The sequence below is a fragment of the Streptomyces litchfieldiae genome, assembly GCF_031845365.1.
Classification (GTDB): Bacteria; Actinomycetota; Actinomycetes; order Streptomycetales; family Streptomycetaceae; genus Streptomyces; species Streptomyces litchfieldiae.
This window is the reverse complement of the sequence record NZ_JAVREL010000008.1, coordinates 202,861-228,407: the sequence shown is the minus strand read 5'-3', so window position 1 is coordinate 228,407 and position 25,547 is coordinate 202,861. Positions and strand designations below refer to the sequence as shown.

The window sequence follows — 25,547 nt, the reverse complement described above, 5'->3', positions numbered from 1 at the left end:
CGCCACCACTCGCGCGGGCGGCGGAGGGCGAGCCGGCCCACCCACGCAAGGAGGTTCAGTTGACCGCCGCACCCGTCCTGGCGCTGCGCGGCGTCTCCAAGCGGTTCGGCGCCGTGCAGGCGCTGACCGACGTCGATCTGGAGATCCGCCCCGGCGAAGTGACCGCCCTGGTGGGCGACAACGGAGCCGGGAAGTCCACCCTCGTCAAGACGATCGCCGGAGTCCACCCCATCGACTCCGGGACGATCTCCTGGAAGGGCGAGCCCGTCCGCATCACCCGCCCCCACGACGCCCAGGAGCTGGGCATCGCCACCGTGTACCAGGACCTGGCCCTGTGCGACAACCTCGACGTCGTCGCCAACCTGTTCCTCGGCCGCGAGATCCGCCACCGACACGTGCTTGACCAGGTCGCCATGGAGCGGCGCTCCCGGGAACTGCTGGACACGCTGTCCATCCGCATCCCCAGCGTGCGCATCCCGGTGGCCTCGCTCTCCGGCGGCCAGCGCCAGGTCGTGGCCATCGCCCGCGCCCTGGTCGGCTCGCCCGAGGTGGTCATCCTGGACGAGCCCACCGCCGCCCTCGGCGTCGAGCAGACCGCCCAAGTGCTCGACCTGGTCGAGCGGTTGCGCGACCGCGGGCTCGCCGTCATCCTCATCAGCCACAACATGGCGGACGTCCAGGCCGTCGCCGACGACATCGTCGTGCTGCGACTGGGCCGCAACAACGGGGTCTTTCCCGCCGCCACCACCTCCGGCGAGCAGATCATCTCCGCCATCACGGGCGCCGCGGACAACGCCGTCGTCCGCCGGCAGCGCCGCACCCCCCGGGAGGCCGCCACCGAAGAGGCCGAGGGCACCCCCGAGGCCACCGGTGACGCGGCCGGGACCCCCGACACCACGGACAGCCCGAAGGAGGCATCGTGAGCGACGGAAAGACAGCCACCGAGCCGCGGCAGAACGACCCGGCGCCGGCGGCCGACATCGCCCCCGACCCCCGGCTGCTGGTGCGGGAGAAGGGGCTCGCCGGCTACCTGGAGGACTTCCGCCGCCGGATACGCGGCGGCGAACTCGGCTCGATCCCCGTCGTGTTCGGCGTCATCATCATCGCGATCATCTTCGAGGTCGAGACCGGCACCTTCCTCACCCCGCGCAACCTCAGCAACATCGCCATCTACATCGCCGGCCCCGGCATCATGGCCGTCGGCATCGTGCTGGTCCTCCTGCTGGGCGAGATCGACCTCTCCGTGGGCTCCATGGCCGGTCTGTCCGCCGCGATCTGGGGAGTGCTCTCGGTCAGTCACGGCGTGAACGACCTGCTCGCCATCCTGCTGGCCCTGGCCGCCGGCGCCGTCGTCGGCACCATCCACGGCTTCTTCTTCGCCAGGATCGGCGTCCCCGCCTTCGTCGTGACCCTGGCCGGCTTCCTGGGCTGGAGCGGCGTGCAGATCTGGGTGATGGGCGAGGAGGGCACCCTCAACATCCCCCGCGACAGCCTGGTCCGCGACATCTACGGCTTCTACTTCAGCGACATCTCCGCCGCCTACTCGCTGGCCGCCGTCATCACCGGCGGCTATGTCCTGGCCCTGTGGCGCCATGAGCGCCGCCGGGCGGGCGCCGGGCTGCCCACCCGGCCGCGCAGCGAGATCCTGCTGCGCGGCGGGCTCGTCGCCGCCGCGGCGTTCATCACGGCCTACACCCTCAACCAGCACCGCGGCCTGCCCCTGGCGCTGGTGATCTTCCTGGCCGTGCTGCTGCTGGCCGACTTCATGGTCCGCCGCACCACCTACGGGCGGCAGATCTTCGCGGTCGGCGGCAACGCGGAGGCCGCCCGCCGGGCCGGCATCAACGTCGAACGCGTCCGGCTGACCGTCTTCACCATCGCCGGCACCCTGGCCGCGTTCGGCGGCCTGTTCCTGGCCGCCCAGAACGGCGGCGCGGCCAAGAGCCTCGGCTCGGGCAACCTGCTGATGAACGTGATCGCGGCCGCGGTCATCGGCGGCACCAGCCTCTTCGGCGGCCGGGGCTGGATCTGGTCCGCGCTGCTCGGCACGCTGGTCATCCAGTCCATCGAGACCGGGCTCAATCTGATGAACATGTCGAGTGAGATCTCCTACATGATCACGGGCGCCGTCCTGCTGATCGCGGTTGTTCTGGACTCCGTCTCCCGGCGCACCCAGCGCACGGCCGGGCGCACCTGACCCGGCGCGCACAACGACCCGGGTCGCGTTACGCGGCCCGGGTCACGCCGTTGGTGACCTATCTCGCATCCTGAGACCATGAAGCCAGCGAACGACACTAAACTCGTCAAACGGCCTCACGAGCCACAACCGCTAGGAGGAACGGTGCCGCTGCTGACCCGTATCTCGGGACCGCGCGATCTCGACCGATTCACCCCCGAGCAACTGACCGAGCTGGCAGGGGAAATCCGCTCCTTCCTCATCGGTGCCGTCGCCCGCACCGGCGGTCACCTGGGCCCCAACCTCGGTGTCGTCGAGCTCACCATCGCCCTGCACCGCGTGTTCGATTCGCCCACCGACCGCGTCCTGTGGGACACCGGTCACCAGTCGTACGTCCACAAGCTGCTCACCGGGCGGCGGGACTTCTCCGCGCTGCGCGCCCGCGGCGGCCTGTCGGGATACCCCTCGCGCGCCGAGTCCGAGCATGACGTCATCGAGAACAGCCACGCGTCCACCGTGCTGGGCTGGGCCGACGGCCTCGCCAAGGCCAACGAGCTGCGCGGCACCGGCAGCCACGTGGTCGCCGTCACCGGCGACGGCGCGCTGACCGGCGGCATGGCCTGGGAGGCGCTCAACAACATCGCCGCCGCCAAGGACCGCCCGCTCGTCATCGTCGTCAACGACAACGAACGGTCCTACTCGCCCACCATCGGCGGCCTCGCCAACCACCTGGCGACCCTGCGCACCACCGACGGCTACGAGCGCTTCCTCGCCCGCGGCAAGCAGATGCTCAACCGCACCCCCGTCGTCGGCCGCCCCCTCTACGGCACCCTGCACGGCGCCAAGAAGGGCCTGAAGGATGTCATCGCCCCCCAGGGCATGTTCGAGGACCTGGGCCTGAAGTACGTTGGGCCGATCGACGGCCACGACATCCAGGCCCTGGAGTCCGCCCTCCAGCGCGCCAAGCGCTTCGGCGGGCCGGTCATCGTGCACTGCCTCACCGAGAAGGGCCGCGGCTACGCGCCCGCCCGCGAGGACGAGGCCGACCAGTTCCACTCGGTGGGCGTCATCCACCCCGACACCGGTCTGCCCGTGTCCGCCTCCGGCGCCGACTGGACCTCCGTCTTCGGCGAGGAGATCGTGCGGCTCGGCCGCGAGCGCGAGGACATCGTGGCCATCACCGCCGCCATGCTCCGCCCCGTCGGCCTGCACACGTTCGCCCAGGAGTTCCCCGACCGCGTCTTCGACGTCGGCATCGCCGAGCAGCACGGCGCCGTCTCCGCCGCCGGACTGGCCACCGGCGGGCTGCACCCCGTCTTCGCCGTCTACGCCACCTTCCTCAACCGCGCCTTCGACCAGTTGCTGATGGACGTCGCCCTGCACAGGTGCGGCGTGACGTTCGTCCTGGACCGGGCGGGCATCACCGGCCCCGACGGCGCCTCCCACCACGGCATGTGGGACATGTCCATCCTCCAGTGCGTCCCCGGGCTGCGGCTGGCCGCGCCCCGCGACGCCGAGCAGCTTCGCCTCCAGTTGCGCGAGGCCGTCCAGGTCGAGGACGCCCCCACCGTCGTGCGCTACTCCCGGGGCAAGGTCGGCGAGCCCGTCCCCTCGGTGGGCACCGTCGGCGGCATGGACGTCCTGCGCCGGGCCGGCACCGACCGCCCCGACGTGCTGATCGTCTCCATCGGCGCGCTGGCGCCAGTCTGTCTGGAGGCGGCGGAGCTGCTGGGCCGGCAGGGCATCACCGCCACCGTCGTCGACCCCCGCTGGGTCAAGCCCGTCGACCCCGAGCTGCCGGGGCTGGCCGCCGACCACCGGGTGGTCGTCACCGTCGAGGACAACAGCCGGGCGGGCGGCGTCGGTTCGGCCATCGCCCAGGCGCTGCGCGACGCCGACGTGGACGTGCCGCTGCGGGACTTCGGCATTCCTCCGCGCTTCCTCGACCACGGCACCCGCGAACAGGTGCTCGCCGAAGTCGGCCTCACCGGCCCGGACATCGCCCGCCAGGTCACCGGCCTGGTCGCCCGCCTCGACGGCCGCTACGACGCCGCGACGGCGTCCCGCTTCAGCAGCAGCACCGACTGACCCGCCCCCGCGGCAACGGACCGGGAGGCTCGTTCGTCCGACGAGCCTCCCGCCCCCCGTGGTGCCACGCGGCAGGCCGTGGTCAGCCCTGCTGCGCCTGGGCGGCCTCGCGCATGGCGGACATGTCCATCCACATGACCTCCCACTCGTGACCGTCCGGGTCCTGAAAGCTGCGCCCGTACATGAAGCCGTGATCCTGGGGCTCCATGCTCGGCCGCCCGCCGGACGCCAGCGCCCGGTCCACCAGCTCGTCCACCTGCTCCCGGCTGTCGGCGCTCAGGGCGATGATGGTCTCCGCGCTGGTGGCGGTGTCGGCGATCTCCTTCTTGGTGAAGGTCTTGAAGAACGGCTCGACCAGCAGCATGGCGAAGATGTCGTCACTGATGACGAGACAGGCCGCGTTCTCGTCCGTGAACTCCGGGTTGAACGAATACCCGAGCTTCGTGAAGAAGTCACGGGAACGGGCGAGGTCCTTCACCGGCAGATTGACGAAGATCTTCGTGGACATGGTGGCCTCATCTCTCGTATGCGTCCGGCCATCCGTTGGCCGTCACACATACAGACCAGCCACCCGCCGAAAACTCATCGCTCCTCGGCGAGAATTTTCTCCAGTCCCCCGCGCGGCCCCGCCACTTCGGCGCCCAGCTCCATCACCCGGGCCCGCAGTTCCCGGTCGGCCGTGACCACCACGCACGGCCGGCCCCCGCCGCTCTCCGCGCGCACCAGCTCCACGATGCGGTCGTCGCCGCTGCCCGGCGCGGACTCCAGCCGCACGCCCGGCACCGGGGCCACGCCGCGCGCCGCGCCCTCCACGACGAGCACCAGCTCGCCCGGCCCCCGGTAGGCCGTCAGCCGGTCGCGCAGCCGCTCGGCGGCGCCGCGCCGGTCCCGCCACCAGCCGTCGGGCACCGACCCGACGACGTTGGCGGCGTCCACGATGACGAGCGGCGCCCGGCCCGGGGGGAACGGGCCGGGCGCCGCACGCCGGTCTGGCTCCCGTGTCACTCGGGAACGCTCGCCACGCCGGCCGCCAGGAAACGCCGCCCCAGGACCCGCTGGGTGATGCCCTCGCGGTCCAGGTAGGGCGTGATGCCGCCCAGGTGGAACGGCCAGCCCGCGCCGGTGATCAGGCACAGGTCGATGTCCTGCGCCTCGGCCACCACGCCCTCGTCCAGCATCAGGCCGATCTCCTCGGCGATCGCGTCCAGGGCCCGGGCGCGCACCTGCTCCTCGGTCAGCACCCGGGTGCCCACCTCGAACAGCGCCGCCACCTCCGGATCGAGCTCCGGCTTGCCCGAGTCGTGCACGTACAGCGTGCGCTTGCCGGCCGCCACGACCCGGCCCAGATTGGCCGAGACGCGGAACCGGTCGGGGAACGCCTCGCTCAGCGTGCCCGCCACGTGGTGCGCCACGGCCGGCCCGACGAGGTCCAGCAGCACGATCGGCGACATCGGCAGCCCCAGCGGCGCCAGCGCCCGGTCGGCGACCTCCACCGGCGTGCCCTCGTCGATGGCGCCCAGCACCTCGCCCATGAAGCGGGTCAGGATGCGGTTGACGACGAACGCCGGGGCGTCCTTCACCAGCACCGCCGACTTCTTCAGCTTCTTGGCCACCGCGAACGCCGTGGCCAGCGAGGCGTCGTCGGTGCGCTCCGCCCGCACGATCTCCAGCAGCGGCAGCACCGCCACCGGGTTGAAGAAGTGGAAGCCGACGACCCGTTCCGGGTGCTTGAGCCCGGCGGCCATCTCGGTCACCGACAGGGAGGAGGTGTTGGTAGCCAGGATCGCGTGCTCCGGCACCACCGCCTCCAGCTCGCCGAAAACCTGCCGCTTGACGCCCAGCTCCTCGAAGACGGCCTCGATCACGAAGTCCGCGTCGGCGAACGCCTCCGCCTTGTCCAGCGACCCGGTCACCGCGGCCTTGAGCCGGTTGGCCTTGTCCTGGTTGATCCGGCCCTTCAGCAGCAGGAAGTCGATCTGCTCGTGGACCCAGCCCACGCCCTTGTCCACCCGCGCCTGGTCGATGTCGGTGAGCACCACCGGCACCTCGAGACGCCGCGCGAACAGCAGCGCGAGCTGCGAGGCCATCAGCCCCGCGCCCACGATCCCGACCTTGGCCACCGGCCGGGCCAGCGACTTGTCCGGCGCGCCCGCCGGACGCTTGGCGCGGCGCTGCACCAGATTGAACGCGTACAGGCCGCTCCGCAGCTCGTCGCCCATGATGAGGTCGGCCAGCGCCTCGTCCTCGGCGGCGAAGCCCTCCCGCAGATCGCCGTTGCGCACCTGGGCGATGATGTCCAGCGCCCGGTAGGCGGCCGGCGCGGCGCCGTGCACCTTCTCGTCGGCGATGCCCCGGCCCCGGGCCACCGCCCGGTCCCACGCTTCGCCGCGGTCCGGGTCCGGCCGGCTCACCTCGATCTCGCCGCGCAGCACGGCCGAGGCCCAGGTCAGCGACTGCTCCAGGAAGTCCGCCGCCTCGAAGAGGGCGTCCGCGATGCCCAGTTCGTAGACCTTCGGGCCGCTCAGCATCCGGTTCTGGTTGAGCGCGTTCTCGATGATGACGGTGACGGCCCGGTCCGCGCCGATCAGGTTCGGCAGCAGGGTGCAGCCGCCCCAGCCGGGCACCAGGCCGAGGAAGACCTCCGGCAGCGCGAACGCCGTCACCGACTGCGACACCGTGCGGTAGGTGCAGTGCAGCCCTGCCTCGACGCCGCCACCCATCGCGGCGCCGTTGTAGAAGGCGAACGTCGGCACCGACAGCCCGGCCAGCCGCCGGAACACGTCGTGGCCGCCGACGCCGATGGCCAGCGCGTCCGCGCGCCGCCGCAGCCGCTCCACGCCCTTGAGGTCGGCGCCCACGGCGAAGATGAACGGCTTCCCGGTCACCCCGACGCCGACGATCTCCCCGGCGTCGGCCTCGGCCGCCACCTGGTCGATCGCCGCGTCCAGATTGGCCAGCGACTGCGGCCCGAACGTGGTCGGCTTCGTGTGGTCGAACCCGTTGTCGAGAGTGATCAGCGCGAACCGGCCCGCCCCGTGCGGCAGATCGAGATGACGCACCCGCGCCTCGGTGACGACCTCGTCCGGGAACACCCCGGCGGCTTCCCTCAAAAGCTCAGCGGTGGAACTCACTTGCCCTCCCAGTGCGGGTTCTCCCAGATGACCGTGGCGCCCATGCCGAAGCCGACGCACATCGTCGTCAGGCCGTAGCGGACGTGCGGGTGGTCCTCGAACTGCCGGGCCAACTGCGTCATCAGGCGCACCCCGGAGGAGGCCAACGGGTGCCCGAAGGCGATCGCGCCGCCGTACTGGTTGACCCGGGGGTCGTCGTCGGCGATGCCGTAGTGGTCCAGGAACGCCAGGACCTGCACGGCGAACGCCTCGTTGATCTCCAGCAGGCCGATGTCCTCGATCGTCAGGCCCGCCTTGGCCAGCGCCTTGCGCGTGGCGGGCACCGGGCCGAAGCCCATCACCTCGGGCTCCACGCCCGCGAAGGCGAACGAGACCAGCCGCATCTTCACCGGCAGGCCCAGCTCCCGGGCGACGTCCTCGCCCGCGATGAGCGACGCGGTGGCGCCGTCGTTGAGGCCCGCCGCGTTGCCCGCGGTGACCCGGCCGTGCGGCCGGAACGGCGTCTTGAGGCCGGCCAGCCCCTCCAGCGTCGTGCCCGGCCGCATCGGCTCGTCCGCCGTGGCCAGGCCCCAGCCGGTCTCGCCGGCCTCCGCGGAGGTGCGGCGCACCGCCACCGGCACCAGGTCGGGCTGGATCCGGCCGTCGGCGTACGCCTTGGCCGCCTTCTCCTGGCTGCGCAGGGCGTACTCGTCGGCCCGCGCCCTGGTCAGGTGGGGGAAGCGGTCGTGCAGGTTCTCCGCCGTCATGCCCATGAACAGCGCGGACTCGTCGACCAGCTTCTCGGAGACGAAACGGGGGTTGGGGTCCACGGCCTCACCCATCGGGTGGCGGCCCATGTGCTCCACGCCGCCCGCCACGGCGATGTCGGCCGCGCCGAACGCGATGGCGCCGGCCGTGGTCGTCACGGCCGTCAGCGCCCCGGCGCACATGCGGTCGATCGAGTAGCCCGGCACGCTCTTCGGCAGCCCGGCGAGGATCGCGGCGGTCCGGCCCAGGGTCAGCCCCTGGTCGCCGATCTGGGTGGTGGCCGCGATGGCCACGTCGTCCACGCGCTCCGGCGGCAGTTGGGGATTGCGGCGCAGCAGCTCGCGAACGCACTTGATGACCAGGTCATCGGCGCGGGTCTCGTGGTAGATCCCCTTAGGACCCGCCTTGCCGAACGGGGTACGGACGCCGTCCACGAAGACGACGTCCCTGACGGTACGCGGCACGATGGCTTCTCCTCCACGCCGAGAATGAGTGGTCCACCGCCCATGCTACCCATCGGTAACTCAAGGGCAAGGCCCGCCCGGCGAGGGCTGCGGCACAGTCGTATTCAGTCCCCCGCGGCCAGCGCCCGCGTCAGCGGCCCGACGGTCTGGGCGATCTGCCACTCGCGGGCGCCCAGAGTCCGCAGCGCCTCCGTGACCGCCTCGGCGCCCGGCTCCGCCGGGGGCTCCCAGCACAGCCGGCGGACCACGTCGGGGGCCAGCAGGTTCTCCTGGGGGAGGTTCAGCTCCTCGGCGTGCGCGGTCACGGCGGCCCGGGCGGCCGACAGCCGCGCCGCCGCGGCCGGGTCCTTCTCCGCCCAGGCGCGGGGCGGCGGCGGCCCGCCGGCCGGCTGGCCCGGCTGGGGCAGCTCCTCCTCCGGCAGCGCCCGGGCCCGGTCGATGGCCGACTGCCAGTGCTGGAGCTGACGGCGGCCCATCCGGTGGCCGAAGCCCTGGAGCCCGGCGAGCGCGCGCACGTCCGGGGGCAGCGACTGGGCGGCGGCGATGATCGCCGCGTCGGACAGCACCTTGCCCGGCGAAACGTCACGCCGCTGCGCGATTTGGTCGCGGGCCGTCCACAGCTCCTTGACCACGGCCAACTGCCGGCGGCGGCGCACCTTGTGCACCCCCGAGGTGCGGCGCCAGGGGTCCTTGCGGGGCGGCGGCGGGGGAGCGGCGGCGATCGCCGCGAACTCCTCCAGCGCCCAGTCGAGCTTGCCCTGCCGCCGAAGCTCCTCCTCCAGGGCGTCCCGCAGATCGACCAGCAGCTCCACGTCCAGCGCGGCGTACCGCAGCCAGGGCTCCGGCAGCGGACGGCTCGACCAGTCCACCGCGGAGTGCCCCTTCTCCAGGCTGAAGCCGAGCACGGTCTCCACCATCACGCCCAGCCCGACCCGGGCGAACCCGGCCAGCCGCCCGGCCAGCTCGGTGTCGAACAGCCGGAAGGGCACCATGCCTATGTCCCGCAGACACGGCAGATCCTGGGTGGCCGCGTGCAGCACCCACTCGCTGCGGCCCAGCGCCCGGCCCAGCGAGGTGAGATCCGGGCAGGCGACCGGGTCGATGAGGGCGGTGCCGGCCCCCTGCCGGCGCAGTTGCACCAGATAGGCCCGCTGTCCGTACCGGTGGCCGGAGGCCCGTTCCGCGTCGACCGCGACCGGCCCGGTGCCCGCCGCGAATGCCGCGACCGCCTCGGCCAGCGCCCCGTCGTCCGTGATGACCGGCGGGATTCCCTCCCGCGGCGCCAGCAGGGGAACCGGTGCCGGACCTGACGGAGCGGGGGCGTTGATTCCGGGGGCGGCTTCGGCGGTCTGCTGGGCGTCGGTCACCTGTCAAGGGTAGCTGTTCGGCTCACTCCTGTGACCTGGGGTGATGCCGGGCTCACCGTGAGCCGATCCCCGGCGCCCGCGCACCACGCGAAACCCCCGGCACCTTACGCCTGGGCGGGTGCCGGGGGTCGGGGGAGAGGCGGGTCAGTGAATGATGCCGGTCCGCAGGGCGACGGCCACCATGCCCGCACGGTCGCCCGTGCCGAGCTTGCGGGCGATCCGGGCCAGGTGGCTCTTCACGGTCAGGGCCGACAGCCCCATGGAGACGCCGATGGCCTTGTTCGACTGGCCCTCCGCCACCAGCCGCAGGACCTCCACCTCGCGCCCGGACAGCTCGCGGTAGCCGCCCTGGTGCGCCGGGGCCCCCGGCTGGCGGCGGTGCATCCGGCCAGCGGCACCGATGTGGGCGGCGCCGTGCCGGGTGGGCGGGCCGAGGTTGTTGCGGGTGCCGGTGACGACGTAGCCCTTGACGCCGCCGGCCAGCGCGCTGCGCACCGCGCCGATGTCGTCGGCGGCGGACAGGGCCAGTCCGTTGGGCCAGCCCGCCGCCCGGGTCTCGGACAGCAGGGTCAGCCCCGAACCGTCGGGGAGATGGACGTCGGCGACGCAGATGTCACGCGGATTGGCGACGCGGGGCCTGGCCTCCGCGACGGACGACGCCTCGATCACATCCCGCACGCCGAGGGCCCACAGGTGTCGGGTCACCGTGGAGCGGACCCGGGGATCCGCCACGACGACCATGGCGGTGGGCTTGTTGGGGCGGTAGGCGACGAGGCTTGTGGGGTGCTCAAGAAGAACAGACACCGGGCCTCCCGGGGGTGGGATGGGGACGGATCCGACTCCGGGGGAGGAGTCGGGGCGATCCGGATGGAAGGGGTCACTGACTCCTTCGGCAGGAAGCTTCGCCGCCTTTAGGAAATGATCACGAACCGGTGATTCGTCATCCCGGTCGCCGCCCCGCCCCATCCCGGGGCGCGCCTACGCCGGCTCGATGGACAGCCCGTGCCGGAAGAAGTACGTCGCGTCGAAGCGCGCCTTCACCCGCTGGAGCCGCGCGTAGTTGTCCTTGTAGTGGAGGTGGTGCCAGGGGGTGTTTGAGGTGTTCCACGCGGGGTCGCGCATGCCGACGTCCGGGTAGTTGATGTACGTGCCGTCGTTGACCTCACCGGGCACGGAAACGCCGCCGGTGTCCGCGTACATCGCCCGGTAGAACTTCCGCAGCCCCGCCTCGAACACCGCCTCCTGGGCGGGGTCGGGCCACCTGGCCACGTACTCGATCTTGAACAGCGATTCGCGATGCGCGTAGGCGGTGGTGTCCGGCGCCACGTCGCCCACCTTGCCGCCGTAGGTCGCCAGCGAGAACGCGCCGCAGATGTCGGCCGGGTTCTGGTTCGACAGGTACTGGTGGGCCGTGGCGATCTGCTGGTCGGTGACGCGCTTCTTGGCATACGCCGACTTCATCTTCCCGAACACCCGGCCGGCGCAGTCGCCGCTGCCGACCTGCGCCGCGTAGAGCCCGGGCACCTCCTTTTTGACCTGGGTCTTCGTGTGCGCCACGGTGCCCGCGCTGATCGCGTCCAGGTGCTCGTCCATGATGCGCTCGGGCGCGGAGGTCGAGGAGACCTGGCCGATCAGGAACGGCTTGCCCATCAGGCGGGCCAGCAGGATCAGGTTCGTGTGCAGCGCCGCGTAGTCCGTCCCGGGGGCCCGGAACGTCGGCACCGTGCGCGGCGGCCTCGGCAGCAGGCGGCTCGGGTCCGTGCCCCGGGCGTCCGGGCTGCGGAACCAGTACCGGGTCACCACGCCGAAGTTGCCGCCACCGCCGCCGGTGTGCGCCCACCACAGGTCCCGGTTCGGGGCGTCCTGCTCACGGGTCGCCACCACGCAGCGCACCCGGCCGGCGGAGTCCACCACCACGACCTCGACGGCGTACAGGTGGTCGACGGTCAGGCCGTGCATCCTGCTCAGTGTGCCGAAGCCGCCGCCCACCGTCGGGCACCGGCCGCCGGGAAATCGTCACGCCCCAGCCCAGATACAGCCGGCGGTGGACCTCGAAGAGGGTGGCGCCGGTCTCCACCGCGAACGCGTTCCGGGCGGCGTCGAAGTAGACCTCATCCCGGACATGTCGCTGATCATCCGCACGTCCGGGTGATCCACGAAGTTCTCGAAACAGTGCCCGCCGCCGCGCACCGCGTCCCGCACCGCCGCGACGACCTGGTCGGTGGTCCCGACCACCCGCACCTCGTCCGGCCTGGCCCGGTAACGCTGGTTGATGCCCCGGCGCACGAGCTCCTCGTACCGCTGGTCGTCCGGGCCGACCCGGGCGCCCATCGGCGGCGGCCAGGGCGTCCCGTAGCCCTCGGTGGAGGACGTCGAGGCGGCTCGCGCTCCGGCCGCCGTGGCGACCCCCGGTCGCGGTGCGCAGCACCGGGCGTCCGCTCTGCTCCACCATCACTCAACTCCCTTGTTGCTACCCGTAGGTGAGTGAGAGGTGAACCCGCTTCAGCGTCATGAAGCCGATCTGAAAAAGGCACCCTGAGGAAGGAGTTGTGTCAGACCGGGCGGGGACCCCGGCGGCGGGGCAGCGCGGTGACCGCCGGCCCGCTGGTCTCCGGCGGCAGCCCCGCGCACTGCGCGAGCAGTCCGCACCAGGCCAGCAAGTGGCTGCCGGCCGAGGCCGGATCGGCGGGCGTCCACGACGCGCGTAGCTCAAGCTCCGCCCGTGCGGGACGGCCGGCCAGACCGCCGAAAAAAGTAGAACCCGCTCTTGTTACCGTGCCGTTCGGTTCTCCGGCGTCAAGTCCGCGTCCCTCCAGGGACTCCCACAGCCAGGACCAGGCCACCTCGGGCAGCAGCGGGTCGGTCGCCAACTCCGGTTCCAGGTCGGCGCGGGCGAGCGTCACCACCCGGAAGTCGCCCCGCCACGACTCGTCGCCGGCGGGGTCGTGCAGCAGGATGAAGCGCCCGTCGGCCAGTTCCTCCCCGTCCGCGCTCACCGACGCCCCCAGCGCGTGCGTGAACGGCGCCAGCCGGCGCGGCGGGGGCAGCGGCGACAGCACGACCTCCGGCCGCGGCCGGGCCGCGGCCAGCGCCGCGACCGCCTGCCGGAACGCGGGCGGATCACCCGCACCGGGGTCGGTCATATCTCCGGACTCCTCCGCCTGGTCGGTACGAGACGCTGCCATGGCCGGTAACCCTAGGGCCTGCCGCTCGGATCTTCGCGGGGCCGCGCCGCCTGGCATCCCTCCCCCCGGACTCCTCCCCCAGCTAACGCTGGGAGGTGCCCCCAGGGAGGTGCCCCATCGATCGAAACGCCAGGCGCTGGGCGCCCGCTCCCCCGTCGGTGCTAGCCACACCCGTTGGCGCCGGTCAAGAGGCGGGGCATGCGAGACTTCTCCCTGTGACTGTGACCGACTCCCCCTTCCTGCGGGCCTGCCGGCGCGAGCCGGTGCCGCACACGCCCGTGTGGTTCATGCGTCAGGCCGGCCGTTCCCTTCCCGAGTACCGCAAGGCCCGCGAGGGAATCGCCATGCTCGACTCGTGCATGCGGCCGGAGCTGGTCACCGAGATCACCCTCCAGCCCGTGCGCCGTCATTCCGTGGACGCCGCCGTCTACTTCAGCGACATCGTGGTGCCGCTCAAGGCCATCGGCGTGGACCTCGACATCCGGCCCGGCGTCGGCCCGGTCATCGCCCGGCCCATCCGCACCCGCGCCGATCTCGCGCAACTGCGCCCGCTGGAGCCGGACGACGTCTCCTACGTCACCGAGGCCGTCGGCATGGTCACCGCCTCGCTCGGCTCCACCCCGCTGATCGGCTTCGCCGGCGCCCCCTTCACCCTCGCCAGCTACCTGGTCGAGGGCGGTCCCTCGCGCAACCACGAGCACACCAAGGCCCTGATGTACGGGGACCCGGAGCTGTGGGCCGAGCTGCTGGACCGGCTGGCCGGGATCACCGCCGCGTTCCTCGCCGTGCAGATCGAGGCCGGCGCCTCGGCCGTGCAGATCTTCGACTCCTGGGTCGGGGCCCTGGCCCCGGCCGACTACCGGCGCTCGGTGCTGCCCGCCTCGGCCAAGGTGTTCGAGGCCGTCGCCGGTTACGGGGTGCCCCGCATCCACTTCGGCGTCGGCACCGGCGAGCTGCTGGGGCTGCTCGGGGAGGCGGGCGCGGACGTCGTCGGCGTGGACTGGCGGGTGCCGCTGGACGAGGCCGCCCGCCGGGTCGGCCCGGACAAGGCCCTCCAGGGGAACCTGGATCCGGCCGTCCTGTTCGCCCCCCGGGCCGCGGTGGAGGAGCAGGCCCAGCGCGTGCTGGACGCCGCGCGGGACCTGCCCGGCCACATCTTCAACCTCGGCCACGGCGTGCTCCCCGACACCGACCCGGACGCGCTCACCCGGCTGACGGCCTTCGTTCACGAGCGCACCGCTCGTTAGGGCGTCGCCGCCGGTCCGTCCGGCCCGTCCGCCGCCGGCGCCGCGCGCCGGGCCAGGCGGCCGTGCACCAGGCGCCAGCCCAGCAACAGCAGGGCCAGCAGCACGAGGAACGGCAGCGAGGCGCTGACGACGGCCGCGGCCCACAGCAGCGCCGTCACAAAGGCATCCCAGCCACCGCCCAGGGCGCCGACGACCGAGGGGTTCCCGGAGTCGTCCTCCTCCTTCTCCCGCTCCGGGGCCGGGTCGCGCTCCTGGCGGAGCTCCAGGACGATCGTGGCCATCCCGGTGCGGGCGCGCAGCGACTCGTACTGAGACTGCAACGACTCCAAATCGGCCTGGCGCGCGCTGAGTTCGGCCTCGATGTCCACGATGTCGTCGATCGACCGCGCCTGGTCCAGCAGTTCCCGGATCCGGGCGACGCTCTCCTCCTGGGTGGCGATCCGGCTCTCGACGTCCACCACTTGGTCGGTGACGTCCTCCGTCGTCACCTCGCGGTGCTCCAGCTCGCCCAGCTCCGAGACCGCGCCGAGCAGTTCCTCGTAGCGGTCGCCGGGCACCTTCAGGGTGACCACCGACACCTCGTGGCCCTCCTCGTCCCGTTCCGTGTTCTCGTCGCTGACATAGCCGCCGAGATCCGCGGCCAGCCCGACGGCCGTCGCGTGTCGCCCCGCCACGTCGTCGGTGCGCACGATCACGCTGGCCGTGCGGATCAGATGGGCCGACGCCGGGTCCGGGGCCGCCATCTGCCGGTTCTGCTCCCCGGCCGGCCCGGCCTCGTCGGCGGTCCCGCTCCCGGTGCCTTCCTCCTGCGGCGGCCCGGCGTTCTCCCCGCTCTCCCCGGGCCCTTCCTCGACGTCGGCGACCGAGGCCGCCGCGTCGCCGCCGCCCTCCGAGTCCGAGGACGAGCTGCACGCCGTGAGCGCCAGCAGCCCGGCCACCGGAACGCCCAGCAGCGCGGCCACTCGTCTGCCGCGTTGTCCCACAAAGCTGCGCATGGCTTCCCTACCCCCTCAACTCAAGCCGTGTCGACGCCGGTTGGACGTGGGGCCGGGCGGCCGGGTTGCCGAGGGCGGGTTCCGAAGAGGTCACGCGCGGGACTCGGTTGGGAGTCTGCGAAAGTGGACCCATGCATGTGATCGTCGTCGGCGGCGGGATTTCCGGACTCGCCGCCGCTCACGGGCTGCTGGCCGCCGGGCTCCGCGTCACCGTGCTGGAGGGCTCGGACAGGTTCGGCGGCAAGCTCCGCGCCGGCCACGTCGCCGGCCTCCGGGTGGACCTGGGCGCCGAGTCGATCCTGGCCCGCCGTCCCGAGGGCGTCGAGCTGGCCCGCGCCGTCGGGCTCGGCGACGCGCTCCGCCCGCCCACCCTGACCAGCGCCGCGATCTGGACGAGGGGGACCCTGCGCCCGATGCCCCAGGGGCAGGTGATGGGCGTGCCCGCCACCGCCGCCGCGCTGGCCGGGGTGCTGTCCGACACGGGCCTGGCCCAGATCGCCCGCGACACCGAGTTGCCCCCGCTGCGGGTCGGCGACGACGTCGCCGTCGGCGCCCTGGTGGCCGAGCGCATGGGCCGCGAGGTCGTCGACCGGCTGGTGGAGCCGCTGCTCGGCGGGGTCTACGCCGGCGACGCCTACCGGATCTCGATGCGCTCGGCGGTGCCCAAGCTGTTCGAGGCGGCGCGGGAGCACGACTCGCTGCTGGCCGCGGTCCGCGCCGTGCAGCGGCAGTCGCCCGAACGAGTGCCGGGCGAGCCGGTGTTCACCGGCATCGAGGGCGGGGTCAGCGCGCTGGCCGAGGCCGTGGCCCGGGACTGCCGCGAACGGGGCGCGGTGCTGGAGTCCGGCGTCTCCGTCACCGGCCTGCGCCGCACGGCACGGGGCTGGGCCGCGGCGCTGGACGACGGCCGCTCCCTGGTGGCCGACGGGCTGCTGCTGGCCGTGCCCGCCGGCGCGGCGGCCCGCCTGCTGGCCACCGAGGCGCCGGCCGCCGCCGGGGAGCTGGCCGCCGTCGAGTACGCCTCGATGACGATCGTCACTCTGGCGTTCCGCCGCGCCGAGCTGTCCCGGCTGCCGCGCGGCAGCGGCTTCCTGGTGCCCGCCGTGGACGGCCGCGTGATCAAGGCGGCCACGTTCACCAGCGGCAAGTGGGACTGGGCCGCGGCGGCGGACCCGGAGATGTTCGTGCTGCGCACCTCCATCGGCCGCCACGGCGAGGAGGAGCCACTGGGCTGGGAGGACGCCGACCTGGTGCGCGCCGCGCTGGACGACCTGGGCGAGGCCGCCGGGCTGACCGCCAAGCCGGTGGACTCCCTGGTCACGCGCTGGCAGGGCGCCCTCCCGCAGTACACGGTGGGCCACGACGCGCGGATCGCCCGCGTCCGCAGCTATCTGGCCGGGCTGCCCGGGCTGCGGCTGTGCGGCGCGGCCTACGACGGCGTCGGCATCCCCGCGTGCATCGCCGGCGCCCGGCAGGCCGTCTCCGAGCTGCTGCGCACCCTGCCGACCGCGCCCGGGGACGAGGCGGGAGAATAGCGGCATGACTGCTGCACCTGACAAGGCCGTGGGCAAGCGCGCCAAGGAGCTCAACGACACGATCCGGTACACCCTCTGGTCCGTCTTCCGGCTGCGCGGGCCGCTGCCCGAGGACCGGAGCGGGTACGCGGACGAGGTCGAGGAGCTCTTCGGCCAGCTCGCCGCCAAGGACGTCACCGTGCGCGGCACCTACGACGTGTCCGGGCTGCGGGCCGACGCGGACGTCATGGTCTGGTGGCACGCGGCGACCGCGGACGCGCTCCAGGAGGCGTACAACCTGTTCCGCCGCACCCGGCTGGGCCGTGCCCTGGAGCCCGTCTGGTCGAACATGGCGCTGCACCGGCCCGCCGAGTTCAACAAGTCGCACATCCCGGCGTTCCTGGCCGACGAGACGCCGCGCGACTATGTGAGCGTCTACCCGTTCGTGCGTTCCTACGAGTGGTATCTGCTGCCCGACGAGGACCGCCGCCGGATGCTCGCCGACCACGGGCGGATGGCCCGTGGCTACCCCGACGTGCGGGCGAACACGGTGGCCTCGTTCTCCCTGGGCGACTACGAGTGGATCCTCGCCTTCGAGGCCGACGAGCTGCACCGGATCGTGGACCTGATGCGGCATCTGCGCGGCTCGGAGGCACGGCGCCACGTCCGCGAGGAGGTGCCGTTCTTCACTGGCCGCCGCAAGCCGGTGGCCGAGCTGGTGGCGCAGCTCGCCTGACCGGCCGCGCCGCCGCCCGTCAGCCGCACCCTCCGCAACCGCCGCAGCCGCCCCCGCCGCCACCGTCGCCGCCACCACCACCGCTGTCCCCGCCGCCACCGGCTCCACCGTCGCCGCCACCACCACCGCTGTCCCCGCCGCAGCTCGTCACGGAGCCGCTGTCGCCGCAGTCGGCCCCCCACAGCACCGCGGGGCTGTTCGCCTCGGCGGCGGTGCCGGGGGCGGCGGCGGCCTCCTCGAACTGCTCCCGCAGCACCAGGTCGTTCAGCGCGACATAGCCGCCCAGGGCGACGAGCATGGCGGCCCCCTCGGGCGTCAGCGGGTCGTGGCCGCGCAGGTGGAGCAGCTTCCGCCGGCCGGTGACCGTGAGCCGGCCGGCCGGCGGCATCAGGGCGGCGCTGATCACGATCAGGGCCACCGCGCCGCCGAGCGGCACCATCACCGCCGGGGAGGGGGAGACGATCAGCGTCAGCACGCCCGCCCCGAAGACGGTCACGCCGGTGAACCGGCTGGTCAGCACCGCGCGCCGCCACGGCTCGTAGATCCCCGGCCGCAGCAGCAGCCCTCGCGCCGCGAGCTTGTCGCCGATCTCCTGCACCGGGCCCGAGCGGGCGAGGCCGGCGCGGACCCGGCCGAGCGGCGCCTGCCAGTCCTCGCAGAGGGCCAGCAGTTCGCGTTCCGGCTCGTCGTCGGCGACCGGGGCGACGACGGTGACCGTGCCGTTCCAGATGGCGATCCGCTGCTTGGCGAGCATCGCGCACAGCACCGTGTCGGCCACCCGGTACGCGCCGCCGGACAGGAACGCCGCCTCGTACAGCTCCGGCACCCGGCTGGGCCCCCGGGGCGGGAACGGGGTGGCGCTTGTCGCCCGGGCCCGCCGGACCAGCAGATTCGTCAGGGCCGCCGCCAGCGCCGCGCACTCCAGGACCGCGAGGATCAACGCCGGGGTCATCGCGTTCTCCTGAGGATCGGGGCGCCGGGCAGCAGCCGGCGCCGGCGGCCGGCCGGCTCGGGGGCGTCGGTGCGGGCGCGCAGCCACGCGGTCAGCTCCCGGCGGGCCGGGCCGTTGGGCAGCGGGCCGTCGGCCAGCAGGCGGCGCACGAAGAGGATCGCGTCCTGGCGGTAGCCGCCGGTCAGCGGTTGGCGCCGGGCGTGCGCCAGGACGGCGGGCCGGTAGGCGTCGCCCAGGATGCGCGGCAGGTCGGGCGCGATCCGCGCGATGACCCCGGCCCGCTTGGCGGCCAGCGCCTCGCGCTGGATCCGCAGCCGGGCGCGGTCGAAGCCGTCCGGCACGGGCCCGCCGTCGGTGAGGGCGGACAGCAGCGCGGCCTGGGCGAGGGCCAGCCGGCGGCGCGCGGCGGCCGTCTCCGGCGGCTCCGCGGGTATCCCGTCAGCCATGGCGCACCCCCTCCACCACGGATCGGATGGCGGCCAGTTCGGCGGCCAGTTCGGCCGCCGGCGGGAACGCGTCGTCGCGCTCCAGCAGCACCCCGGGCGGGGTGGTGCGGTCGCACAGCTCCGCCAGCACGCCGAGCACCTGTGGCGGCACCGGGTGGGCGTGGCTGTCGTGCCAGACGCCGTCGCGCTCGACGCCGCCGGCGACGTGCACATAGGCCAGGGCGTCCAGCGGCAGCGCGTCCAGCGTGGCGGCCGGGTCCTCGCCCCGGTTGACGTGGTTGGTGTGCAGGTTGGCGACGTCGATCAGCAGCCCGACGCCGGTGCGTTCCACCAGGGCGGTCAGGAACTGCGCCTCCGTCAGCTCCTCGCCGGGCCAGGTGAAGAGCGTCGCGATGTTCTCCAGCGCCAGCGGAACGGGCAGCGCGTCCTGGGCGATGCGCACGTTGGCGCACAGCACGTCGAGCGCGTCCCGGGTGCGCGGCACGGGCAGCAGGTGCCCGGCCTCCAGCCGCCGGGTGCCGGTCAGCGGCCCGCCGGCCCGGACGAACGCGATGTGCTCGGTGACCAGCGGGGCGTCCAGCGCCGCGGCCAGCCGCGCCAGCCCGGCCAGCCGCCCCGGCGCGGGCCGGTCCGCGCCGCCGAGCCCCAGTCCGACGCCGTGCGGCACCACGGTGGTGCCGCGCTCCCGCAACCGGGCCAGCCCGTCCGGGAGATGGTCCGGCCGGACGTTCTCCGCGACCACCTCGACCCAGTCGATGCCCGGCAACTCCTCGATGTCCCCTGTGATTTCGGGTCGCCACCCGATCCCCGTCCCCAAACGCCGCATGCTCGCCTCCCCGTTCGACAGTATGCGCGCCGCGTCCTTCCCCTGTGGAGGGTTGTGTCCCGCCCGGTCCGTGCGGAATCGTTCCGGGTCCCGATTCAGCACGTTCTTGCGAGGAACCCCGGCCCCTTCAGGGGCTCGGGAGGATCGCATCCTTCGCCCCCGGACCGCGCGGCGGTCCGGTAGTCTCTTCGCATCCGCTCGTGAGCCTGTAAGGCACGAACCGGCTTGCCGGGGATACGGCTCAGATGGCGCCGACCGGGTGGATGTCGCTGGGCATGTCCCAGCGTGGGGCCCTGTCAACGGTCCCGCGCCGCAGAACTGCGGCGGATGTGACTCCGGCGACGCAGCCAGTGTCGAGCGGGGAGCATGAATCGGTGTGGTCGACCGAGCCAACGAGCTCGGTCGTTCACGGCCGAGAAGTTGACAGCTCCCCCTGAGGTTTCGGCGCGGAATTGGCTACGGTCGCCGTGATGAGACTCGAAGGCGGTCGATCCCGGTCACCACGGCCGCCGCCATCACCTTCCTGGTGGCGGGCGCCTCCCCGGCCAACGCCGCGGTGAGCAGCCTGGTCACCGGCTCGCGGGACGCCGAGCCGCACTGGCCGCTGCTGCCGTGCGCCGCGGCGGCCCTGATCGCCGCGGCGGTGATCGCGGCGGCTGGCGCGGTGGCGGGCCGCCGGCGCTGACCGCGCGACCGCCTCGCAGGCGCCCTACTCGGCCAGCAGCCGGGCCCGGGACCGGGCGACGTCGAAGTCCCCGGCGGGGTACTGGGGATCGAGCTCCCGCAACTGCTCGAACAGCAGCCGGCTCACCGCCCAGTTGCGGTACCACTTGCGGTTGGCCGGGACCAGGTACCAGGGCGCGGCCTCGGTGGAGCAACGGGTCAGCGCCTCGGCGTACGCCCGCTGGTAGCCGGGCCACAGCTCCCGTTCCGCGATGTCGCTCGGGCTGAACTTCCAGTGCTTGTGCGGCCGGTCGAGGCGGGCCAGCAGCCGCCTCCGCTGCTCCTCGAAGCCGATGTGCAGGAAGACCTTGACGAACGCGACGCCGTCGTCGGCCAGCGCCCGCTCCCAGGCGTTGATCTCGTCGAAGCGCCGGGACCACACCGACCTGGGCACCAGGCCGTGCACGCGCACCACGAGCACGTCCTCGTAGTGCGACCGGTCGAAGATGCCGATCTCGCCGGCCCCCGGCAGCACGTTGCCCACGCGCCACAGGAAGTGGTGGCCGCGCTCCTCGGGGGTCGGGGTCTTGAACGCGCGGATGCGGCAGCCGGCCGGGTTGAAGTGACCGACCACATGCTTGACCGTGCCGCCCTTGCCGGAGGTGTCCATGCCCTGGAGGACCAGCAGCACCCGGCGCCGGTCGCCCGCCGAACTCGCGGCGTACAGCCGCTCCTGGAGCGTGGCCAGCTCCTTGCCCAGGGCGGCCGTCTCGTCGATCCCCCGCTGTTTGCCGCCCTCGAAGCCGGGCATGGCGTCCGGGGGATGGGCGGCGAGGTCGACGGGGGCGCCCGGCTCCAGGCGGAGCAGGGCGCGCAGGGACAGGTCGTCGGCGCCCGGCTTGCTCCCCATCCCCCGATGATGGTCCCGCCCGGCGCGGCCTGCCACTCGGCCGGCCCCGGCAAGGCGCGGGGCGGCCGCGGAGAACGGCGGTCAGGCGCGCTCGGCCAGCGGCGCGGCGTCCCGGGCCAGCGCGGTCAGCCGGGATATCGCGCGGAAGTACTTCTTGCGGTAGCCGCCGTTCAGCATCTCCTCGCCGAACAGCCGGTCGAACGGAACGCCCGAGGCGAGCACCGGGATCTCCCGGTCGTAGAGCCGGTCGGCCAGGACCACCAGGCGCAGCGCGGTCGACTGGTCGGGCACCGGCCGCACGCCGGTGAGGCAGACGGCCGGCACACCGTCGCACAGCGCCCCGTAGCGGCTGGGGTGGACCCGGGCCAGATGGGCGAGCAGCTCGCCGAAGTCGTCCAGCGAGGCGCCGGGCACGGCGTGCGCGACCCGGGTGACCTCCGCGTCGGAGCGCGGCGCCGGCGCCTGCGGCAGGCCCCGGTGCCGGTAGTCCTCGCCGTCGATGCGCAGGGTGCGGAAGTGCCCGGCCAGGCCCTGGATCTCGCGCAGGAAGTCGGCCGCCGCGAAGCGGCCCTCGCCCAGCCGGCCGGGCAGGGTGTTGGAGGTGGCGGCCAGCGCCACGCCCTCGGCGACGAGCCGGCCGAGCAGCGAGGACACGAGCACGGTGTCGCCCGGGTCGTCGAGCTCGAACTCGTCGATGCACAGCAGCCGGTGGCCGGACAGCGTCCGCACGGTCTGCTGGAAGCCGAGCGCGCCCACCAGGTTCGTCAGCTCGACGAACGTGCCGAACGCCTTCAGCCCGGGGGCGGCCGGGGTCGCGTGCCACAGCGACGCCAGCAGGTGCGTCTTGCCGACGCCGAAGCCGCCGTCCAGATACATTCCCCGCGGCTCGGGCGGCGCCTGCCGCCGGGGGCGGCGCGGCCACAGCCCACGGCGGCCCGCGCCGCTGACATGGGCGCCGCCGAGGCCGGCGGCGAACTCGTCCAGCGCCTTGACGGCCGCGTGCTGGCTCGGCTGCCCCGGGTCGGGGATGTAGGTGTCGAAGCGCACCGTGTCGAAACGCGGCGGCGGCACCATCTCGGCGACCAGCCGCTCGGCGGGGACGTGCGGTTCGCGGGCGCTGAGGGCCCGTGGGGCCGCCGTGGGGCCGCCGGATTCCGGGGTGTTGCTCGTTGACACAATCTCCCACTGTACGCCGCGGCGTGTCGCGCTCCGCCCGGCCGGGGCGGGGCCTGTGTCACACTGCGGCCCATGCGACGCCTGTTCCCCCAGCAAACGGCGCCCGGTGACGACCGGGAGTGGGCACTGTCCGAGCTCGCCGACGCGTACGCCTACCCGACGGAGGGGCTGCTGCCCGACGGCTGGCTGCGGGCCAACATGGTGGCCTCGGCCGACGGCGCGGCCCACCACGGCGGGCGCTCCCGGCCGCTGTCCGGCCCGGCCGACATGCGCGTGTTCGGGGTGCTGCGCGCCCTCGCGGACGTGGTGATCGTCGGTGCCGAAACGGTCCGGGAGGAGCGTTACCGGCCCGCGCGCCGGCGCGCGGAGTTCACCGAGCGCCGACTGGCGGCCGGGCAGACCACGGTGCCCGCGATCGCCGTGGTCAGCGCGAGCCTGCACCTGGACTTCTCGCTGCCGCTGTTCACCGAGCCCGAGGTGCCCACCCTGGTGTTGACGGGTGCGAAGGCCCCGCGCGCCGGGCTGGCCGCCGCCCGGGCGGCAGGCGCCGAGGTCGTGGTGGCCGGCGACGAGGCGGGGGTCGATCCGTCGCGTGTCCGGCGCGAGCTGGCCGGCCGCGGCTTCACCCGGCTGCTGACCGAGGGCGGGCCCCGGCTGCTCGGCCTGTTCGCCACGGCCGGGGTGGTGGATGAGCTGTGCCTGACCACCAGCCCGAGGATCACGGTGGGCACCGCGCCCCGGGTGATGAGCGGCCCGGAGATCGACGCGCCGCAGGAGTTCGCGCTCACCGATCTGCTGGAGGACGGCGGCTTCCTGTTCGGCCGCTACCGCAGGGCCCGACAAGATACGGAATGATACGTTCCGCTCGACTTGGTGCAGGCGGAGTCGTTTGCGCAACGTTCCCGGCGGCCACAGGGGAGGATGGTTTCTGCCGGGCGCGGGACCCGGCCCCGACGAAGGGCGCTTCCGATGATCACGACAGTCCTCATGATCGAAAAGCCCATGGTGCCCACCGACGTCGAACTCGTCACCACGCTGCACCCCGGCGAGCCGCAGTCCTTCGTGGTGCTGATGCAGCCACGCGGCGACCAGGACCGGCTGCTGCGCGCGCTGGACGACATCGCCCTGGGCGAGATCGGCGACGCCGTGCGCGAGGCCGACGAGCCGGAGGGCGACGAGGCGCTGCTGCCGGCTCAGCGCGCCCTGGACCACTCGCTCAAGGCGCTGCGCGCCGCCGGCGCGGAGGCGGTCGGCCAGATCATCGAGGAGCACCCGCTGGACGTGCTGTCCTCCGTGGTCTCCCAGACGAAGGCGGACGAGGTCATCGTGCTCACCGCGCCGCACTTCGTCGAGGAGCTGTTCCACCGCGACTGGGCCTCCCGGGCCCGCCACAAGGTCGGGGTCCCGGTGCTCAAGCTGTTCGCCCACGCGGAATAGCCGTTCCCACGCGGAAGGGAACGGCAGCCCCGGGCCGGCGGCCACCGGATGCGACAATCGTGGGGCACGCCTCGACCAGGGAGACCAGACGCATGACACCGGCGCCCCCGCCCACGATGGAACGGCCCCACTTCATCGGCATCGGAGGCGCGGGCATGTCGGGCATCGCCAAGATCCTAGCCCGGCGCGGCGCTCGGGTGGCCGGCAGCGACGCCCGGGACTCCGAGACCGCCGCCGCGCTGCGCGCCCTCGGCGCCCAGGTGCACATCGGCCACGCCGCCGCCCACCTCGCCGACGACGCGAGCTGCGTCGTCGTCTCCAGCGCCATCCGCGAGGACAACCCCGAGCTGGCCGAGGCCGCCCGCCGGGGCATCCCCGTCGTGCACCGCTCGGCGGCGCTGGCCGCCCTGATGACCGGGCAGCGCGCCATCGCCGTGGCCGGCACGCACGGCAAGACGACCACCACCTCGATGCTGGCGGTCAGCCTCACCGATCTCGATCTCTCCCCCTCCTACGCCATCGGCGGCGACCTCGACGCCCCCGGGTCCAACGCGGAGTCGGGCACCGGCGAGCTGTTCGTCGCCGAGGCCGACGAGAGCGACCGCAGCTTCCACCGCTACCGGCCCGAGGTCGCGATCGTCCTCAACGTGGAGCTCGACCACCACGCCAACTACGCCTCGATGGACGAGATCTACGAGTCCTTCGAGATCTTCGCCGGCCGGATCGTGCCCGGCGGCACCCTCGTCGTCAACGCCGACCAGGAGGGCGCCGTCACGCTCACCGCCCGGCTGGCCGGCCGCCCCGACCTGCGGATCGTCACCTACGGCGAGTCGCCGGAGGCCGACGTCCGCGTCCTGCGCGTCGTGCCCGACCGGCTGGCCAGCGACGTCACCGTCGTCCTGGACGGCAAGGAGCTGACGTTCCGCGTCGGCGTGCCCGGCCGGCACTACGCGCACAACGCCGTGGCCGCCCTCGCCGCGGGCGTCGCCGCCGGGATCCCCGCCGCCGAGCTGGCCACCGCGCTGGGCACCTACACCGGCGTGCGCCGCCGGCTCCAGCTCAAGGGCGAGGCGGGCGGCGTCCAGATCATCGACTCCTACGCCCACCACCCCACCGAGATGGCCGCCGACCTGGAGGCCGTCCGCGGCGGCGCGGCGGACGGGCGGGTGCTCGTCGTCTTCCAGCCGCACCTCTTCAGCCGCACCCGGGAGCTGGCCACGGAGATGGGCGCGGCGCTCGCCCTGGCCGACGCCTGCGTCGTGCTCGACATCTATCCGGCCCGCGAGGACCCCATCCCCGGCGTGACCAGCGAGCTCATCATCGACGCGGCCCGCGCGCACGGCGCCGACGTTCGCCCGGAGCACGACAAGGACGCCGTCCCCGACGTGATGGCGGGAATCGCACGGCCGGGCGATCTCGTTCTCACCATGGGCGCGGGCGACGTCACCGAGCTCGGCCCGAAGATCCTCGCCCGGCTCTCCGGGTGA

At 73.4% G+C, this 25,547-nt stretch carries 22 protein-coding genes and 2 pseudogenes; 10 read left to right on the top strand and 14 right to left on the bottom strand.

Annotated elements, in window-relative coordinates:
• Nucleotides 1-59: 59 nt before the first annotated feature.
• The 3 genes and pseudogenes from RM590_RS16295 to dxs form a co-directional block, all read left to right on the top strand.
• Nucleotides 60-833 (top strand): annotated as a pseudogene (locus tag RM590_RS16295) (ATP-binding cassette domain-containing protein); the annotation flags it as partial.
• A gap of 86 nt (nt 834-919) precedes the next feature.
• Nucleotides 920-2,197, top strand: a complete 1,278-nt coding sequence (locus RM590_RS16290) for a sugar ABC transporter permease (protein ID WP_394813873.1) — start codon at nt 920-922, stop codon at nt 2,195-2,197.
• Nucleotides 2,198-2,341: 144 nt separating this feature from the next.
• Nucleotides 2,342-4,264, top strand: coding sequence for a 1-deoxy-D-xylulose-5-phosphate synthase (gene dxs, locus RM590_RS16285; RefSeq protein WP_311705291.1), 1,923 nt, complete (start codon nt 2,342-2,344; stop codon nt 4,262-4,264).
• An 82-nt stretch (nt 4,265-4,346) separates the two neighbouring features.
• On the opposite strand, the gene RM590_RS16280 is transcribed toward dxs, so the two are convergent.
• The 9 genes from RM590_RS16280 to RM590_RS16240 all read right to left on the bottom strand — a co-directional run bounded on the left by RM590_RS16280 (nt 4,347) and on the right by RM590_RS16240 (nt 13,158).
• Nucleotides 4,347-4,772 (bottom strand): VOC family protein, encoded by a 426-nt coding sequence (locus RM590_RS16280; protein WP_311705290.1) that lies wholly within the window; start codon nt 4,770-4,772, stop codon nt 4,347-4,349.
• A 74-nt stretch (nt 4,773-4,846) separates the two neighbouring features.
• Nucleotides 4,847-5,269: an NTP pyrophosphohydrolase gene (locus tag RM590_RS16275; RefSeq protein ID WP_311705289.1), complete on the bottom strand. Its 423-nt coding sequence runs from the start codon at nt 5,267-5,269 to the stop codon at nt 4,847-4,849.
• Nucleotides 5,266-7,395: a 3-hydroxyacyl-CoA dehydrogenase NAD-binding domain-containing protein gene (locus RM590_RS16270; protein WP_311705288.1), complete on the bottom strand. Its 2,130-nt coding sequence runs from the start codon at nt 7,393-7,395 to the stop codon at nt 5,266-5,268. Before RM590_RS16270 ends, RM590_RS16275 begins: the two co-directional genes overlap by 4 nt.
• Nucleotides 7,392-8,606 carry a thiolase family protein gene (locus tag RM590_RS16265; RefSeq protein ID WP_311705287.1) on the bottom strand — a complete coding sequence of 405 codons (1,215 nt, stop codon included), beginning with the start codon at nt 8,604-8,606 and terminating at the stop codon, nt 7,392-7,394. The genes RM590_RS16270 and RM590_RS16265 overlap by 4 nt, the downstream gene beginning before the upstream one ends.
• Before the next feature lie 104 nt (nt 8,607-8,710).
• The gene (locus RM590_RS16260; protein WP_394813872.1) at nt 8,711-9,973 is read right to left on the bottom strand and encodes an HRDC domain-containing protein; all 1,263 of its coding nucleotides are present in this window, start codon (nt 9,971-9,973) and stop codon (nt 8,711-8,713) included.
• Between the two features lie 144 nt (nt 9,974-10,117).
• Nucleotides 10,118-10,777 (bottom strand): response regulator transcription factor, encoded by a 660-nt coding sequence (locus tag RM590_RS16255; RefSeq protein ID WP_311705286.1) that lies wholly within the window; start codon nt 10,775-10,777, stop codon nt 10,118-10,120.
• A 174-nt stretch (nt 10,778-10,951) separates the two neighbouring features.
• Nucleotides 10,952-11,932, bottom strand: coding sequence for a BBE domain-containing protein (locus RM590_RS16250; RefSeq protein ID WP_311705285.1), 981 nt, complete (start codon nt 11,930-11,932; stop codon nt 10,952-10,954).
• 57 nt (nt 11,933-11,989) lie between these two features.
• Nucleotides 11,990-12,304, bottom strand: coding sequence for a hypothetical protein (locus RM590_RS16245; RefSeq protein ID WP_311705284.1), 315 nt, complete (start codon nt 12,302-12,304; stop codon nt 11,990-11,992).
• A 221-nt stretch (nt 12,305-12,525) separates the two neighbouring features.
• Nucleotides 12,526-13,158 (bottom strand): DUF3000 domain-containing protein, encoded by a 633-nt coding sequence (locus RM590_RS16240; RefSeq protein ID WP_311705283.1) that lies wholly within the window; start codon nt 13,156-13,158, stop codon nt 12,526-12,528.
• Between the two features lie 215 nt (nt 13,159-13,373).
• Between RM590_RS16240 and hemE the strand changes: the two genes are divergently transcribed.
• Complete coding sequence (gene hemE / locus RM590_RS16235) at nt 13,374-14,405, top strand: uroporphyrinogen decarboxylase (protein WP_311705282.1); 1,032 nt, start codon at nt 13,374-13,376, stop codon at nt 14,403-14,405.
• On the opposite strand, the gene RM590_RS16230 is transcribed toward hemE, so the two are convergent.
• Nucleotides 14,402-15,400, bottom strand: a complete 999-nt coding sequence (locus RM590_RS16230; RefSeq protein WP_311705281.1) for a DUF4349 domain-containing protein — start codon at nt 15,398-15,400, stop codon at nt 14,402-14,404. The genes hemE and RM590_RS16230 overlap by 4 nt on opposite strands.
• A gap of 131 nt (nt 15,401-15,531) precedes the next feature.
• Between RM590_RS16230 and hemG the strand changes: the two genes are divergently transcribed.
• Nucleotides 15,532-16,935, top strand: a complete 1,404-nt coding sequence (gene hemG / locus RM590_RS16225) for a protoporphyrinogen oxidase (protein WP_311705280.1) — start codon at nt 15,532-15,534, stop codon at nt 16,933-16,935.
• Nucleotides 16,936-16,939: 4 nt separating this feature from the next.
• Nucleotides 16,940-17,650 (top strand): hydrogen peroxide-dependent heme synthase, encoded by a 711-nt coding sequence (gene hemQ / locus RM590_RS16220; RefSeq protein ID WP_311705279.1) that lies wholly within the window; start codon nt 16,940-16,942, stop codon nt 17,648-17,650.
• Between the two features lie 19 nt (nt 17,651-17,669).
• On the opposite strand, the gene RM590_RS16215 is transcribed toward hemQ, so the two are convergent.
• Together RM590_RS16215 and RM590_RS16210 are read right to left on the bottom strand one after the other, a co-directional pair.
• On the bottom strand, nt 17,670-18,602 hold the full coding sequence (locus RM590_RS16215; protein ID WP_311705278.1) for a TIGR04222 domain-containing membrane protein: 933 nt from the start codon (nt 18,600-18,602) through the stop codon (nt 17,670-17,672).
• A pseudogene (locus tag RM590_RS16210) lies at nt 18,599-19,874 on the bottom strand (DUF692 domain-containing protein). The gene RM590_RS16215 and the pseudogene RM590_RS16210 overlap by 4 nt, the downstream one beginning before the upstream one ends.
• Before the next feature lie 526 nt (nt 19,875-20,400).
• On the opposite strand from RM590_RS16210, the gene RM590_RS16205 reads away from it, so the two are divergent.
• Nucleotides 20,401-20,559 carry a hypothetical protein gene (locus RM590_RS16205; RefSeq protein WP_311705277.1) on the top strand — a complete coding sequence of 53 codons (159 nt, stop codon included), beginning with the start codon at nt 20,401-20,403 and terminating at the stop codon, nt 20,557-20,559.
• Between the two features lie 24 nt (nt 20,560-20,583).
• Here RM590_RS16205 and RM590_RS16200 read toward each other — a convergent pair whose 3' ends face one another.
• Together RM590_RS16200 and zapE are read right to left on the bottom strand one after the other, a co-directional pair.
• Nucleotides 20,584-21,447: a PPK2 family polyphosphate kinase gene (locus tag RM590_RS16200; RefSeq protein WP_311705276.1), complete on the bottom strand. Its 864-nt coding sequence runs from the start codon at nt 21,445-21,447 to the stop codon at nt 20,584-20,586.
• Nucleotides 21,448-21,528: 81 nt separating this feature from the next.
• Entirely contained in the window at nt 21,529-22,623 is a 1,095-nt protein-coding gene (gene zapE, locus RM590_RS16195; protein WP_311705275.1) for a cell division protein ZapE, read from the bottom strand.
• 72 nt (nt 22,624-22,695) lie between these two features.
• Here zapE and RM590_RS16190 point away from each other — a divergent pair, with 72 nt between their 5' ends.
• From RM590_RS16190 to murC, 3 genes are all read left to right on the top strand, one after another.
• A complete protein-coding gene (locus RM590_RS16190; protein ID WP_311705274.1) occupies nt 22,696-23,478 on the top strand; it encodes a pyrimidine reductase family protein in 783 nt (260 codons plus the stop codon).
• Nucleotides 23,479-23,592: 114 nt separating this feature from the next.
• On the top strand, nt 23,593-24,060 hold the full coding sequence (locus RM590_RS16185; protein ID WP_311705273.1) for an indole-3-glycerol phosphate synthase: 468 nt from the start codon (nt 23,593-23,595) through the stop codon (nt 24,058-24,060).
• A 92-nt stretch (nt 24,061-24,152) separates the two neighbouring features.
• Nucleotides 24,153-25,547 carry a UDP-N-acetylmuramate--L-alanine ligase gene (gene murC, locus RM590_RS16180; RefSeq protein ID WP_311705272.1) on the top strand — a complete coding sequence of 465 codons (1,395 nt, stop codon included), beginning with the start codon at nt 24,153-24,155 and terminating at the stop codon, nt 25,545-25,547.

Coding starts and splice junctions, on each gene's coding strand:
- murC (WP_311705272.1), top strand. CDS start 24,153: ATGACACCGGCGCCCCCGCCCACGATGGAACGGCCCCACTTCATCGGC.
- hemG (WP_311705280.1), top strand. CDS start 15,532: ATGCATGTGATCGTCGTCGGCGGCGGGATTTCCGGACTCGCCGCCGCT.
- hemQ (WP_311705279.1), top strand. CDS start 16,940: ATGACTGCTGCACCTGACAAGGCCGTGGGCAAGCGCGCCAAGGAGCTC.
- RM590_RS16230 (WP_311705281.1), bottom strand. CDS start 15,400: ATGCGCAGCTTTGTGGGACAACGCGGCAGACGAGTGGCCGCGCTGCTG.
- RM590_RS16190 (WP_311705274.1), top strand. CDS start 22,696: ATGCGACGCCTGTTCCCCCAGCAAACGGCGCCCGGTGACGACCGGGAG.
- RM590_RS16185 (WP_311705273.1), top strand. CDS start 23,593: ATGATCACGACAGTCCTCATGATCGAAAAGCCCATGGTGCCCACCGAC.
- RM590_RS16215 (WP_311705278.1), bottom strand. CDS start 18,602: ATGACCCCGGCGTTGATCCTCGCGGTCCTGGAGTGCGCGGCGCTGGCG.
- RM590_RS16250 (WP_311705285.1), bottom strand. CDS start 11,932: ATGCACGGCCTGACCGTCGACCACCTGTACGCCGTCGAGGTCGTGGTG.
- RM590_RS16280 (WP_311705290.1), bottom strand. CDS start 4,772: ATGTCCACGAAGATCTTCGTCAATCTGCCGGTGAAGGACCTCGCCCGT.
- RM590_RS16245 (WP_311705284.1), bottom strand. CDS start 12,304: ATGGGCGCCCGGGTCGGCCCGGACGACCAGCGGTACGAGGAGCTCGTG.
- RM590_RS16240 (WP_311705283.1), bottom strand. CDS start 13,158: ATGGCAGCGTCTCGTACCGACCAGGCGGAGGAGTCCGGAGATATGACC.
- RM590_RS16200 (WP_311705276.1), bottom strand. CDS start 21,447: ATGGGGAGCAAGCCGGGCGCCGACGACCTGTCCCTGCGCGCCCTGCTC.